This is a genomic window from Nocardioides sp. CFH 31398 (assembly GCF_022436705.1).
Taxonomy (GTDB): Bacteria; Actinomycetota; Actinomycetes; order Propionibacteriales; family Nocardioidaceae; genus Nocardioides.
On sequence record NZ_JAKUHT010000012.1, the window covers coordinates 1 to 12782 of the forward strand.

Genomic DNA, 12782 nt, shown 5'->3' on the forward strand with positions numbered 1-12782 from the left:
TGGCGCTCGGTCGCTGCTCGACCACCTCGGCAACCCGCTGGCGCTCGGTCGCTGCTCGACCACCTGAGCAGCCCCCGCGGGCGGTCAGCCGCCGCTCGGCCCCTCGTCGACAGGCTCGGGGCGCCGCCTCAGGTGCTCCGCGAAGCGGGCGCCCATCTCGGCGTGCGTCTCGGGGCCGGGGTGGACGCCGTCGGGCAGCGGGTGGCGCTCGGCGTCCGCCTCGCCGTACAGGGTGAGGCCGTCGACGAGCCGGAGGTGGGGGTCGGTCGCCCGACGCTGCGCGACGACCCGGGCCAGCTCGTCGCGCACCACGCGAAGGGTGAGCGCGCCGCGGGCGACCTCGGCGGGGTCGCCGGTGGCGACCCAGGCGATCCGGCCGGCGGCCATCGCCTCCAGGTCGGGGCCGAGCGGGCCCGGGGTGTCCTCGTGCAGCGGGCACAGCACCGGGGTCACCACGAGCAGCGGCACCGTCGGGTTGCCCTCGCGGACGGTGTCCAGGAAGCCGTGGACGGCGGGCGCGAACGCCCGGCGGCGCAGCAGGTCGGCGTTCACGACGTTGATGCCGAGCGCGACGCTGAGGACGTCGTCCGGTCCGAGGTCGGCGGCGAGGCCGCGCAGGGTCCGGGCGGTCGCCGGGTCGAGCAGCGCCCCGCCGCCGAAGCCGAGGTTCACCAGCTCCACGCCGGCCGCGCGGGCGGCGACCGACGGCCACGTGCCCGTCGGGGTCGCCGCGTTCGAGCCCTGGCTGATCGAGCTGCCGTGGTGCACCCACGTACGCCGTCCCTCGGCCGGGGCGGGCGCCACCGGGGCGTCGGCCCGCAGCCCCACGAGGACCGTCGTCTCGTCGTGCGGGAGCCAGACCTCGACCGTCTTGTCACCCGCGGGCAGCCCGTCGAGCCGCAGGGTGCCCGCGGGCCCGGCGACCGTCTCGTGGGTGCCGCGGGTCATGTCGATGCGGACGACGTCCCCGCCGCCCACGTGACCGCGGGCGGCGGGCTCGCCGTCCACGAGGACGTCGTAGGTGCCGTCCGGCCGGGGCGGGGCGCCGACGTACTCGCGCTTCGTCGGGACGGTGTCGAGCTCGAGCGTCGTCGCCGCTGTCCGCAGCACCAGGCGCACGCCCGAGGGTTGCGACGCGCTGAACGACAGCTGCGGGTCGCCGACCTGCTCGCGTGCCCATCGCGGCAGGCGCCACGGGAGCAGCCCGCGGTCGGTGCGCTCGACCTCGACCGCTCCGCGCAGCAGGTCGTCGGTGAGGAGGACGTCGGTCAGGGCGGTCACGGGGTTCCTCCGGGTCGGGTCAAGGTGCGGTCGAGGGCGTCGAGGACCCACTCCCAGGACGCCGCCGCCCCGGGCTCGCTGTGCGCGAAGCCGCCCGCGGCCTCGAGCGTGACGAAGCCGTGCACCGTCGCGCCGAGCAGCCGGACGGCGTGCGTCGCGTCGGGCTCGGCCAGGCCGTAGCCCCGCAGGACGGCACGCATCAGGGCCGCCATTCGGGGGCCGGCGCTGGCGGCGGCCGTGGCGTCGTCTAGCGGGTGGCGCGCGGCGTCCCAGCGGCCGGGGTGGGCACGGGCGTAGTCGCGGTGCGCGCCCGCGACGGCCGCGAGGGCGTCGCGGCCGGCCAGACCGGCGGCGGCGTCCGTCGCGGCCTCGGTCAGCTCGCCGAGGGCGAGCACGGCGACGCGGGCGCGGAGGTCGTCCGCGCCCGCGAGGTGGGCGTACAGGCTGGGTGGCCGGACGCCGACCCGCCGCGCGAGCGCCGAGGGCGTGAGGTGGGCGAAACCCACCTCGTCCGCCAGCTCGGCGCCGGCGCGGACGAGGGCGTCCGGGGTGAGGCCTGGTCGGGGGGTCACCTCGACAGTGAACTACAGACAGTAGGTAACAGCCTAATAGCCGTAGGTCAGAAGGTCAGGACGAGGGTTCCCTCGACGTCGTCCCAGTCGGAGGCGGTGTTCCACTCGTCGGTCCAGGACTCGACCTCGTAGGTCCGCGACGTCGCGGTGCGGGCGACCTCGACAAGGTCGAGGCTGGTCAGGTTGGAGGCGCCGCGGGTGGTCGTCTCGTCCCACGCGCAACCCTCCCGACCGCCGGAGACGTCGCGGGCTGTCGCGGTGTAACCGGTGCGCATGCCGAGCGACATCTCCGTGGCGTCGACGTGCCCGATGCCGCCCCAGATGTCGTCGTCGTCGACGTCGCCCGTCCAGCCGATCCTGCCGCCGCCGGCCCGGGTCTCGTCGTACGTGTGGACGCACGGAGGGTTCACGTCCCGCTCGTGCACGCTCCCGCTGTAGTCCCACGTGCTGGCGCTGGAGACGATCTCGGCGGAGGTGAAGTCCTCGCCGGCCATCGCGAGGTCGACGTGGACGGCCTGGGTGTGGTTCCACGTGTGGGTGTGGTCGCTGCCCTCGGAGTCGTCGCCGGTGTCGGTGAAGGTGAGGTCGCCGGTCAGCGTCGCGTCGAGGTCCTCGACGGGCGGAGCGAGGCGCAGCGTGCCGCCCGCCTTGCAGGCCTTGGCCGTGCAGACCAGCAGCGTGTACTTCCCGGTGAGCCCGTCGGGGACCGACGCCGTGAGCTTCGAAGTGCCCCGGGCGCCCCGGCGCAGGGCCGGGGCGACGGCCGAGCCCAGGACCGTGTCGTCCGCCGAGGGCTTGGCGTCCCGCGACAGCCGCGCGACGAGGTTCGTCGGGCGGGAGGTGGTCCTGCTCGGGTTCGTCATCGCGACCCTGAGGGTGAAGGAGTCACCCGGCTCGGCGCCCGCGGGCAGGCCCTTCACCGAGGCGATCACGGCCTGGCGCGCTGCCGCCGCGTCGGCGGGGGTCGCCGACGCGCCCAGGGCGAGGGTGCCGGCGACCGTCGCGGCCAGCGCCGCGGTGGCGGCGACGACGGAGCGTGCGGAGGTGGTGCGGTGGTGCGTCATGTCGGTCCTTCGGGCTGAGGGGCGGTGCGCCGCCGGTCGGCGACGTGACGCACTCTGCGAGCCCGGTGTGGCTGATCGCTGGCGACTGCCTTGCAGAGGCTGGCAGGCGTTGCCAGGCCTCCCGCCGGGGGCGGCATGATGGGCGGGTCATGACCACACCGATGCTCGCCACCGCCACGAAGGCCGTGCCCTCGGGCGAGGAGTGGCTGCACGAGGTGAAGTGGGACGGCGTCCGCGTGCTGCTCGACGTCCGCGCCGGCGCCGGCGGCACCGGCCGCCTGACCAGCCGGAACGGCAACGTCACCACGGCGGCCTGGCCGGAGCTGGCGGCCTCGCCGCTCGGGGACCGCGACCTCCTGCTGGACGGCGAGATCATCGCGCTCAACGACCGGGGCGTCCCGGACTTCCGGGTGCTCCAGCACCGGATGCACGTGCGCAAGGCGTCCGAGGTGGCCCGGTTGGTCGACCGGGTCCCGGTCACGCTGATGGTGTTCGACCTGCTGCGGCTCGACGGCGAGGACCTCACCGCCCTGCCGCTCGAGGAACGCCGTGCCCGGCTGGCCGGCCTCTGCCTGGAGCAGACCCGCTGGCAGGTCCCGGACTCCTACGACGACGGCGCGATGCTGCTGGAGGCCACCCGGGCCCAGGGCCTCGAGGGCGTGGTGAGCAAGCGCCGCCGCTCGCCGTACCGGCCCGGGGTGCGGAGCCCGGACTGGCTCAAGCTGGCCCACCGCCACCGCGGGTCGTACGTCGTGGGCGGCTGGCGCCCCCAGGTCGGCACCGACGACCGGCTCGCCGCCGTCCTGGTCGGCGAGCCCACCTCCGACGGCCTGCTCTACCGGGGCCGGGTCGGCAGCGGCATCTCCGGCGCCACCGCCCGCCGGCTCCAGGCCCTCCTCGAGCCGCTCGCCGCGGCCAGGAGCCCCTTCACCGACGACGTCCCCCGCGTCGACGCCGCCGGCACCCGCTGGGTCGACCCGGTGGTCGTGGTCGACGTCGACACCCACGGCGCCGGCTACGACCGGCTGCGCCAGCCCTCCTTCCAGGGCGTCCGCAGCGACGTGTCCGCCGAGGACCTGGCGGCCGGACGGTGAGCGAGGTCCGCGTCGAGGTCGACGGGCGCACCCTGACGATCAGCAACCTCGACAAGGTCCTCTACCCGCGCACGGGCACGACGAAGGGCGAGGTCCTCGACTACTACGCCCGCATCTCGCCCGTGCTCCTGCCGCACCTGGCCGGCCGCGCCGTCACCCGCATCCGCTGGCCCCACGGCGTCGGCGACAGCAGCTTCTTCGAGAAGAACGCGCCGCGCGGCACGCCGTCCTGGGTGCGGACCGTCGAGGTCCCCACCTCCGGGTCGCGCGGCGAGTCACGGCACGGGGACACCCTCGTCTTCCCGGTCTGCGACGACCTCGCGACCCTGACGTGGATGGCCAACCTCGCGGCCCTCGAGCTGCACGTGCACCAGTGGTCGGTCACCCGCGCCGGACGCGTGCGGGGCGCCGACCGGCTCGTCGTCGACCTCGACCCCGGCGAGGGCGCCGGGCTGGGGGAGTGCAGCACCGTCGCGCTCCTGGCGCGTGACGCCCTGGCCGAGCGGGACCTGTCGTGCCGGCCCGTGCTCAGCGGGTCCAAGGGCCTCCACCTGTACGCCGACCTCCCGCGCCGACTCGACCCCGACGACTCCACGGCGCTGGCCAAGGAGGTCGCCGAGGAGCTGACCGCGGCGCACCCGAAGCTCGTCACCGCCACCATGACCAAGGCGCGGCGCACCGGCAAGGTGTTCTTCGACTGGTCGCAGAACGCCGGGTCGAAGACCACCGTCTCGCCGTACTCGCTGCGCGGTCGCGAGACCCCGACGGTCGCGGCCCCGCTGACCTGGGACGAGGTCGCCGAGGGCGCCGACGACCCGCTGGCGCTGGAGCAGCTGCGGTTCGACGAGGTGCTCGACAGGGTGGCCGAGCAGGGGGACCTCTTCGCCGTCTAGCCGGCGGTCTAGACCAGGTGGCGTCAGTGCACGACCGTTGCGCATCATCGCGGGGTCGGCGCCTCATGGGGTGGTGCCGAGACCCGGGAGGCCACATGCGTCGCACGACCGCCGGCGTCCTGACCGCCCTGCTGGCGGGCCCGGCGCTCGCCCTCGGCGCGGTCCCCGCTCACGCGGAGTCGGTGACCGTCGACGACCCCACCGGCGACGTGTCCGACAACCGCTGGGAGGCGTCCTCGGAGCACGACACCGTCGACGTCGTCCACACCACCCTCGACCACCAGGCCGCGCGGATCGTCTTCAGGATCGACGTGGTCGCGCTCGCCGGGCCCCGAGGCGACCCCTTGTCCGCCGAGGGCCGGCTCCGCCTCCCCGACGGCACGGACCGCTGGCTCACCCTCGCCCTCGACGGCCGCGGCGGAAAGACGATGGAGCTGGAGGACGACGCCGACGAGCCCGTGGCCTGCGAGGGCATGAAGGGCGCGTTCCGCCGCGACACCGACCGCGTCGTGATGTCGCTGCCGCGCTCGTGCGTCGGCGATCCCGAGTGGGTCCGGTTCACCGCCGGCATGCGGTTGTCGTGGGGCCTGGTGAGCGCCCGCGACGACGCGCGCCGCCCCACCAGCATGGACCTGCCGCAGCAGTACCTGCGTCGCCTCGGCCCCGAGGAGGTCCGCCCGGGCGAGGTGCGCTGACACCGAGCCACCTGCGGTCTAGACCAGGTGGCGCCGGGCCGGCCCCCGGGCTTCTGATGGTGTCGCCGGGTGGCGCACCGCACCGCCCACGATCGCCAGGAGATCCCCGTGCGCCGCGCCACCGCCACCGCCCTGACCGCCCTCACCGTCCTCGGCACGGTCGCCGCGGGCACGTCCCCCGCCTCGGCGGACAGCGGGGGGCTCGACGACCCGTGGGACGACGTCGCTCAGTTCAGCGACTCCGGTGCCGCAGCCCGCGGCCTCGGCCGCGCCCCGGCCGACATCACCCAGACCTGGGTCGACCACCGCCGGAACTGGGTCGTCTCGTCGATCGACATCCAGGACCTCGAGCGCGTGCCGGAGACCATCCGGATCGAGCTGGCGCTCGTGACCCCCGACGCACGGTACGCCGCCGTCGCGACCTACAGCGACGAGTTCGTCGCCTTCTCGTTCGAGCGGAACGGGGAGCAGGCGGCGTGCGAGGGCATGCGGCGCTCACTCTCGCCCGACGGCGACTACGTGATCTTCCTGGTCCCGCGCTCGTGCCTCGGCGAGCCGCACACCGTGCGCTTCGGCTCCCGCACCACCCGCGAGCTCGAGGGTGGCAGCCAGGTCGACGACGGCCGTCGCAAGGAGCCGGTGAGCCGGGTGGACGAGCCGATCCGGATCGGCAAGCGCAAGCTCACGCGCGGCTGAGCCCGCCCGCACCGACGAGGGCCACCACGTGCGACGTGGTGGCCGTCGTCGTCCGGGCGACATGATGGAGCCATGACCGACCGGCGACCGATCGAGACCTGGCTGACCGACATGGACGGCGTCCTCGTGCACGAGGAGGCCCCGATCCCCGGCGCTCCCGAGTTCGTCGAGGCGCTCAAGGAGTCCGGGCGCCGGTTCATGCTGCTGACGAACAACTCGATCTACACACCGCGGGACCTGCGGGCGCGCTTGCTCAAGAGCGGGATCGACGTCCCCGAGGAGGCCATCTGGACCTCGGCGCTGGCCACCGCGCAGTTCCTGCTCGACCAGCGGCCCCGGGGCACGGCCTACGTCGTGGGGGAGTCGGGGCTCACGACGGCGCTGCACGAGATCGGCTACGTCATGACCGACCGCGACCCCGACTACGTCGTGCTCGGGGAGACCAGGACCTACTCGTTCGAGGCGATCACGCGCGCCATCCGTCTCATCGAGGCCGGTGCGCGGTTCATCGCGACCAACCCCGACGCCAGCGGCCCCAGCCAGCAGGGCACCCTGCCCGCCACGGGCTCCGTCGCCGCGCTCATCACGACGGCGACGGGGCGGTCGCCGTACTACGTCGGCAAGCCGAACCCGTTGATGATGCGCAGCGCGCTCAACCGTCTGGAGGCCCACTCCGAGACGACCGTGATGATCGGCGACCGCATGGACACCGACGTGGTCAGCGGGCTCGAGGCGGGGCTGCGCACCGTGCTCGTGCTGACCGGCTCGACCCGTCCCGACCAGGTCGAGACCTTCCCGTACCGCCCGACCCGGGTCGTCGACTCGATCGCGGAGCTGGTCGACCTCGTCGCCGAGCGCAGCCCGCAGGTGACCACCGAGGGCGACGCCGAGGACTGAGGCGAGCCGCCACACCGGCCTCATCCGCCCCGCAGTGAACAGTGTTCACCCTCGTCTTGGCGAGCACCGTGGGGGGCCGTACCGTTGGGCGGTGGCCACTGCGGGAATCTCGGGGCCCGGGGGGACGCCGACCTTCCTGGGTCACTCCCGCCTCCCCGGACCGCCGACCCGTTCCGGCAGGGTGCGGGGCGACAGCCCGTTGGCCCCCGCGGCCGAGGAGCTGCTGGAGACGCTGGTCCGGCTCGAGCCGGGCGCGCGCGTCGTCCGGTCCGTGGACGCCGTCGCGCCCGGGCCCGGGCGCCACCGCGTGATGGTGCCCGACCGCACCAGCCCGATCGCCCTCTCGGTCGACCACCCGCGGGCGCTCGCGGCGGCCGCGGCGAGCGGCACCGACGCGACGACCACGCCTGCCGAGTCGTTGCGGCGGCTGGGCTCGCGGGCCTGGCTCGGCCTGACCGGGGGCGGTCTGGCCCCCGACCGCGTCGCGGTGGTGGGCGGTCGCGGGACGCTGGTCGACCACCTCGCCGAGGTGCTCGGCCAGGACGTCACCTACACGTTGAAGGTCGAGGAGACCGCGACGTGCCGGCGGCCCGTGCTGCAGCTGTTCGACGAGCAGCGGCGCTTCTTCGCCCTCGCCGTCCTGGGGCTCGGCCCCGCCTCGCGCGCCGGTCTCGAGGCCACGGCGTCGGCCCTCGGCGTCGTCGGCGAGCGGGAGTGGGAGCACCTCGAGGTGCCGTCGATCCTCGCCCGGACGTCCTGGGGCGACATCGACGTCCTGGTGACCGGCGTGCTGCACCCGTCGTGGTGGCAGGGCGGCGAGCGCCGACGGCTCGAGGCGCCCGTCGAGGCGATGGGCGAGCTCAGCCGCGCCTGGGCGGAGGACGCCGTCCGCGTCGACGAGATGGCCTGGATGCGCCGCCAGCAGGAGACGGCGGCGGCGCTCGCGGACCGTGACGCCCGGCGGCGCCTGGGCTCCGTGCTCGAGCGGGTGCTGCGCGACGCGCGGCGCACCACCTGGCCGGTCGGCGCGTGGCACGGCGACTGGACCGCACGACACATGGCCCGTCGCGGCGGGCGCGTCCAGCTGTGGGGCTGGTCCCGGTTCGAGGTCGGCGTGCCGATGGGCCTCGACCCCGTCCACTTCGCGGTCGACGCCGCGACGCGCCGTCACGGCTTCTCCGCGGACTCCGTCCGCTCCGGACTCCGGGAGGCGCTGAAGCGGCAGCCCGGCCCCGGCGCCTCGATGACCGGCGGCCTCTACCTGCTCGCCGTGGCCACCCGGGAGCTCGCGCTCGCCGAGGGCCCCGGCGGCCACCGCGTGACCGAGCGCGCCCAGGTCCTCCTGAGCGCGCTCGAGGGTTGGGTGGACGCCCGGCCCTGACGCCCGAGCGCACCGGGCCGGGCGGTCGGGCCGTCTCAGTGGTCGTCGGTCGCGCGGGAGCCCGTCAGCGACAGCGCGCCGTACGTCGCGATCGCGCCGACGACCACGGCGAGGACGAGGAACGTCGTCCGCTCGCCACCGAAGTACGACGCCACGAGGGCGGTGCTCCAGGTGCCCGCGGGCAGCGTGGTGGTGACCAGGGTGGCGATGGCGGTGCCGACCACCGCGGTGCCGAGGCTGGTGCCGACCTCCTGGGCGGTGTCGTTGAGGGCCGCGCCGATGGAGGTGCGGTCGTGCGGCATGGCGGTGACCAGGGCGACCGCGCAGATCGTCATGACGATCCGCAGGCCCACGGTGAGGACCACCAGCGAGACCGCGATCGCGACGTACCCGTGCTCGACCGAGAGGGCCATGCCGGCCAGGGCCAGGGCGAGCAGGGCGGCGCCGACGAGGCAGGCCACGCGGTGGCCCCACCGGAGGGCGAGCCGCTCGGCGACCGGGGTGGCGGCGAGCATGGTGAGGATGAGGGGCAGGTTGGCGAGGCCGGCGCGGACCGGGCCCCAGCCGTAGGCGTACTGGAAGTGCAGCACGAGGGCGAACAGCACGCTCGCCATGGCGATGGACGACGCCACCTGGGTGATCGCGGCGCCGCGGACGGGTCCGCTGGCGAACAGGCCCAGGTCGAGCATGGGGTGCGCCGTCCGGCGCTCCCGGCGGACGAACCCGACGGCGGCGAGGACCGCACCGAGGGCGCAGGCGACGGTGGGCCACGACGTCCAGCCGTGCTCGACGCCGCTGGTCAGCGTGTAGCAGCCGAGGCCCATGGCGGCGACCGTCCAGGCGGCGCCGGGCAGGTCGAGCGGGTCGCGGGTGAGGCCGTCCGGGTGGTCGGCGGGCACGCCGTACCGGACGCCGAGCCAGGCGATCGCCGCGATGGGCGCGTTGACCAGCAGCAGCCACTGCCAGGACACGTGGGCCAGGGCGGTGCCGCCGAGCAGGGGACCGAGCACGAAGCCCGACATGCCGACGATCATGACGACGGTGATGGCGCGCATGCGCAGCTTCTCGTCGTCGAAGAGCCGGAAGACCAGCGACATCGTCACCGGCGCCATCGCCGCGGCGGCCAGGCCGAGGGCGGCGCGCAGGGCGATGAGCTCGCCCGAGCTCGAGACGAGGACGACGGCCGCGCTGATGGCGCCGAACGCGGCGAGGCCGACGAGCAGGACGCGGCGGCGTCCCAGGCGGTCCGCGGCGGCGCCGGCGGTCAGCAGGAGCCCGCCGAAGGTCAGCGAGTAGGCGCCGGTGACCCACTGCAGCGCGGTGGTGCCGCTGCCGAGGTCGCGGCCGATGGTCGGCAGGGCGATCGAGAGCAGCGTGTTGTCGACCATCTCGACGAAGAACGCCAGGCACAGCGCGAGGAGCGGGAGGGCGGCGGCGCGGAGCGACGGGTAGGTCGGCGCCGCCGCGGTCGGGGTGGTGCCGGCGAAGGAGTCGGTGGAGCTCATGGGTGCCTCCAGGAATATCGAACGCCGTTCGACTACCGAACGACGTTCGAAGACTAGAACGGCGTTCGATAGAGTGCAACCCATGCCGCCCCGTCGTCGTGCCTCGCACTCGCTGGAGTCCGTCCTGGGCGAGGCGGTGGCCCTGCTGGACGAGGCGGGGGAGCAGGCCCTGACGTTCCGCGCGCTCGCCGCCCGGCTGGGCGGGGGCGTGGCCAGCATCTACTGGTACGTCGCCAACCGGGAGGAGCTGCTCGACCGGGCGACGGACGTGGTGATGGCCGAGGTGCTCGAGCGGGTCGAGGCGATCGACGCCGGGCAGGACCCGGTGGCGGTGCTGCGCGCGATGTCGCTGACGCTCTTCGACGAGATGGTGCGCCGGCCCTGGTTCGCGACGTACATGCTGCGCAACACCGGCCTGCAGCCGCACGCGATGCGGATGTTCGACCTGATCGGCCAGCAGGTGATGCGTCTCGGCCTGACGCCGCGCGAGGAGTTCCACGCCGTGTCGTCGCTGCTCAGCTACGTGGTCGGGGTGGCGGTGGACATGGCGCAGCCCCCGCCGCAGGAGTTCCTCGACTCCGACATGGAGCCGGCCGAGTTCCTGGCGATGTACGCCGACCGCTGGCGGGCGCTCGACCCCGCCACGCACCCGTTCGCGCACCGGATCGCCGACGTGTTCGCCGTCCACGACGACGCGGAGGTGTTCCGCGCGGGCCTGGACATGTTCCTGGCCGGCCTCCGCGAGCGCGCGGTGGCCGGCCAGGAGTTGTGACGGTGGGGCCTACTGCTTCGGCTCGAGCAGGAAGAGCGGGATGAGCCGGTCGGTCTTCGACTGGTACTCGGCGTACGTCGACCACGACTCGACCGCGTGCTGCCACCAGTCGTCGCGCTCGGGGCCGTCGGGCAGTTCGCGGACCGTGTAGGTCTTCTTGTCCGCGCCGTCCTGGAGGTCGACCTCGGGGTGGGCGCGGAAGTTGTCCGCCCACGTCGGGTCGTCCGGGGCGCCGCCCTTGGAGGCGACCGCGAGGTACTTCCCGTCGCGCTCCACCTTCATCACGGGGTTCTTGCGCAGGTTGCCGGACTTCTTGCCGAGCGAGGTGATGACGACGATCGGCGTCGGGTCGTCACGGCCCGGGAGCGTGGTGGCGCGCTGACCGTTCGAGGCCTCGTACTCCTCGACCTGGTCGCGGACCCACTTCTGTGCGCTGGGGACGTAGGTGCCGGTGAGTGCCATGTCACGCACAACGGCCCGGCCCGCGGCGGGATTCCCGCCGCGGACCGGGCCGTACGTCGCGTCGCTGGGCCCGTCGGGGTCAGCCGCGCGCGGCCGCCGTACGACGCAGGCGGGTGTTGACGAACTCGCCCATGCCCCAGCGGCCGAGCTCGCGGCCGAAGCCGGAGCGCTTCACGCCACCGAACGGCAGGCCGGGCAGCGTGGTGCCGTGCTCGTTGACGTAGGCCATGCCGACGTCGAGGCGGTCGGCGACCTCCTGCGCGCGGTCGACGTCCTGGCTCCACACCGAGCCCGACAGTCCGAACGCCGAGTCGTTGGCGAGCTCCACGGCCTCGTCGACGGAGTCGACGCCGTACACGACGGCGACGGGGCCGAAGATCTCCTCGTGGTAGGCGTCCATGTCCTTGGTGACGCCGGTGAGCACGGTGGGCTGCATGAAGGCGCCGTCGCCCTCGATCGCCTCGCCACCGGTGTGCAGGGTCGCGCCCTGCTCGACGGCCTTCTTCACCTGCGCCACCACGCCGTCGCGCGCGGTGACCGACGACAGCGGGCCGACGGCGGTGTCGGGGTCGGTCGGGTCGCCGACCTTCGCGCCCTCGAAGACGGCCACGACGGTCCGGGTGAACTCGTCGAGCTTGTCGTTGGGGACGATCATCCGCTTCGGGGAGTTGCACGCCTGGCCGCAGTTGCCGAGGCGGGCCTTCGCCGCACCCTTGGCGATGCCGGCGACGTCGTCGTCCAGGACGATGAATGGGTCCGAGCCGCCCAGCTCGAGCACGGCCTTCTTGAGGTTGCGCCCGGCGACCTCGGCGACGGCCGCGCCGGCCCGCTCGCTGCCGGTCAGGGAGATGCCCTGCACCCGCGGGTCGGCGATCATCGTCGCGACCTGGTCGTTGGTGGCGTAGACGTTGATGTAGGCGTCGGTCGGGACGCCGGCGGCGTGGAAGATCTCCTCCATCAGCGCCGCGGACGCCGCGCAGATCGGGGCGTGCTTGAGCACGATCGTGTTGCCCACCATCAGGTTCGGGGCGACGAAGCGGGCGACCTGGTAGTAGGGGAAGTTCCACGGCATGACGCCGACGATGGAGCCGACGGGCACGGTCTCGACGATCGACTCCTGCGCGCCCTGCGGGTCGAGGACCTCCTCGGCGAGCAGGTCGGGCCCGTGCTGGGCGTACCACTTGTAGATCATCCCGCAGAGCTTGATCTCGCCCACGGCCTGCGCGACGGGCTTGCCCATCTCGCGGGCGATGGTCTCGGCGAGCTCCTGGGAGCGCTCCTTGTAGGCCTCGGCGATCTTGACCAGGATCGCCGCGCGGTCCGCGACGTCGGTGGAGCGCCAGTCGGTGAAGGCGGCGTGCGAGCGGGCGAGGACACCCTCGACCTCGGCGTCGGTGAGCTCCGGGAACTCCTTCTCGACGGTGCCGGTGGAGGGGTTGGCGGTGACGTAGGTGGTCATGTGAGCGACGC

13 protein-coding genes are annotated in these 12782 nt (G+C 74.1%); 7 read left to right on the plus strand and 6 right to left on the minus strand.

Annotated features, from left to right (window positions below; genetic code table 11):
* Window positions 1-84 precede the first annotated feature (84 nt).
* The 3 genes from MJ876_RS10930 to MJ876_RS10940 are packed head-to-tail and all read right to left on the minus strand — an operon-like array spanning window position 85 to window position 2917.
* The gene (locus tag MJ876_RS10930; protein WP_240236322.1) at window positions 85-1281 is read right to left on the minus strand and encodes a GDSL-type esterase/lipase family protein; all 1197 of its coding nucleotides are present in this window, start codon (window positions 1279-1281) and stop codon (window positions 85-87) included.
* Complete coding sequence (locus tag MJ876_RS22225; RefSeq protein WP_240236323.1) at window positions 1278-1853, minus strand: TetR/AcrR family transcriptional regulator; 576 nt, start codon at window positions 1851-1853, stop codon at window positions 1278-1280. The genes MJ876_RS10930 and MJ876_RS22225 overlap by 4 nt, the downstream gene beginning before the upstream one ends.
* A gap of 47 nt (window positions 1854-1900) precedes the next feature.
* Window positions 1901-2917 carry a hypothetical protein gene (locus MJ876_RS10940; protein WP_240236324.1) on the minus strand — a complete coding sequence of 339 codons (1017 nt, stop codon included), beginning with the start codon at window positions 2915-2917 and terminating at the stop codon, window positions 1901-1903.
* 149 nt (window positions 2918-3066) lie between these two features.
* Here MJ876_RS10940 and ligD (MJ876_RS10945) point away from each other — a divergent pair, with 149 nt between their 5' ends.
* From ligD (MJ876_RS10945) to MJ876_RS10970, 6 genes are all read left to right on the plus strand, one after another.
* Window positions 3067-4011, plus strand: coding sequence for a non-homologous end-joining DNA ligase (gene ligD, locus MJ876_RS10945; protein ID WP_240236325.1), 945 nt, complete (start codon window positions 3067-3069; stop codon window positions 4009-4011).
* Window positions 4008-4904 (plus strand): non-homologous end-joining DNA ligase, encoded by an 897-nt coding sequence (gene ligD, locus MJ876_RS10950; protein WP_240236326.1) that lies wholly within the window; start codon window positions 4008-4010, stop codon window positions 4902-4904. Before ligD (MJ876_RS10945) ends, ligD (MJ876_RS10950) begins: the two co-directional genes overlap by 4 nt.
* Before the next feature lie 95 nt (window positions 4905-4999).
* Window positions 5000-5599, plus strand: a complete 600-nt coding sequence (locus tag MJ876_RS10955; RefSeq protein ID WP_240236327.1) for a hypothetical protein — start codon at window positions 5000-5002, stop codon at window positions 5597-5599.
* Window positions 5600-5668: 69 nt separating this feature from the next.
* Window positions 5669-6295: a hypothetical protein gene (locus tag MJ876_RS10960; protein WP_240236328.1), complete on the plus strand. Its 627-nt coding sequence runs from the start codon at window positions 5669-5671 to the stop codon at window positions 6293-6295.
* A gap of 72 nt (window positions 6296-6367) precedes the next feature.
* Window positions 6368-7192 (plus strand): HAD-IIA family hydrolase, encoded by an 825-nt coding sequence (locus tag MJ876_RS10965; RefSeq protein WP_240236329.1) that lies wholly within the window; start codon window positions 6368-6370, stop codon window positions 7190-7192.
* A 91-nt stretch (window positions 7193-7283) separates the two neighbouring features.
* Window positions 7284-8573, plus strand: coding sequence for a hypothetical protein (locus MJ876_RS10970; protein WP_240236330.1), 1290 nt, complete (start codon window positions 7284-7286; stop codon window positions 8571-8573).
* Window positions 8574-8608: 35 nt separating this feature from the next.
* Here MJ876_RS10970 and MJ876_RS10975 read toward each other — a convergent pair whose 3' ends face one another.
* Window positions 8609-10078, minus strand: a complete 1470-nt coding sequence (locus tag MJ876_RS10975) for an MFS transporter (RefSeq protein ID WP_240236331.1) — start codon at window positions 10076-10078, stop codon at window positions 8609-8611.
* 82 nt (window positions 10079-10160) lie between these two features.
* Here MJ876_RS10975 and MJ876_RS10980 point away from each other — a divergent pair, with 82 nt between their 5' ends.
* Window positions 10161-10850: a TetR/AcrR family transcriptional regulator gene (locus MJ876_RS10980; RefSeq protein ID WP_240236332.1), complete on the plus strand. Its 690-nt coding sequence runs from the start codon at window positions 10161-10163 to the stop codon at window positions 10848-10850.
* A 9-nt stretch (window positions 10851-10859) separates the two neighbouring features.
* Here the strand turns inward: MJ876_RS10980 and MJ876_RS10985 are convergent, their stop codons facing one another.
* Both MJ876_RS10985 and MJ876_RS10990 read right to left on the minus strand, forming a co-directional pair.
* Window positions 10860-11312, minus strand: coding sequence for a nitroreductase family deazaflavin-dependent oxidoreductase (locus MJ876_RS10985; RefSeq protein WP_240236333.1), 453 nt, complete (start codon window positions 11310-11312; stop codon window positions 10860-10862).
* Window positions 11313-11391: 79 nt separating this feature from the next.
* On the minus strand, window positions 11392-12771 hold the full coding sequence (locus MJ876_RS10990) for an NAD-dependent succinate-semialdehyde dehydrogenase (protein ID WP_240236334.1): 1380 nt from the start codon (window positions 12769-12771) through the stop codon (window positions 11392-11394).
* Window positions 12772-12782: the final 11 nt, after the last annotated feature.

Excerpts from the sequence above, each read along its gene's own strand:
- MJ876_RS10985 (WP_240236333.1), bottom strand. The coding sequence starts at position 11,312 with ATGGCACTCACCGGCACCTACGTCCCCAGCGCACAGAAGTGGGTCCGC.
- MJ876_RS10980 (WP_240236332.1), top strand. The coding sequence starts at position 10,161 with ATGCCGCCCCGTCGTCGTGCCTCGCACTCGCTGGAGTCCGTCCTGGGC.
- ligD (WP_240236325.1), top strand. The coding sequence starts at position 3,067 with ATGACCACACCGATGCTCGCCACCGCCACGAAGGCCGTGCCCTCGGGC.
- MJ876_RS10955 (WP_240236327.1), top strand. The coding sequence starts at position 5,000 with ATGCGTCGCACGACCGCCGGCGTCCTGACCGCCCTGCTGGCGGGCCCG.
- MJ876_RS10965 (WP_240236329.1), top strand. The coding sequence starts at position 6,368 with ATGACCGACCGGCGACCGATCGAGACCTGGCTGACCGACATGGACGGC.
- MJ876_RS10990 (WP_240236334.1), bottom strand. The coding sequence starts at position 12,771 with ATGACCACCTACGTCACCGCCAACCCCTCCACCGGCACCGTCGAGAAG.
- MJ876_RS10975 (WP_240236331.1), bottom strand. The coding sequence starts at position 10,078 with ATGAGCTCCACCGACTCCTTCGCCGGCACCACCCCGACCGCGGCGGCG.
- MJ876_RS10940 (WP_240236324.1), bottom strand. The coding sequence starts at position 2,917 with ATGACGCACCACCGCACCACCTCCGCACGCTCCGTCGTCGCCGCCACC.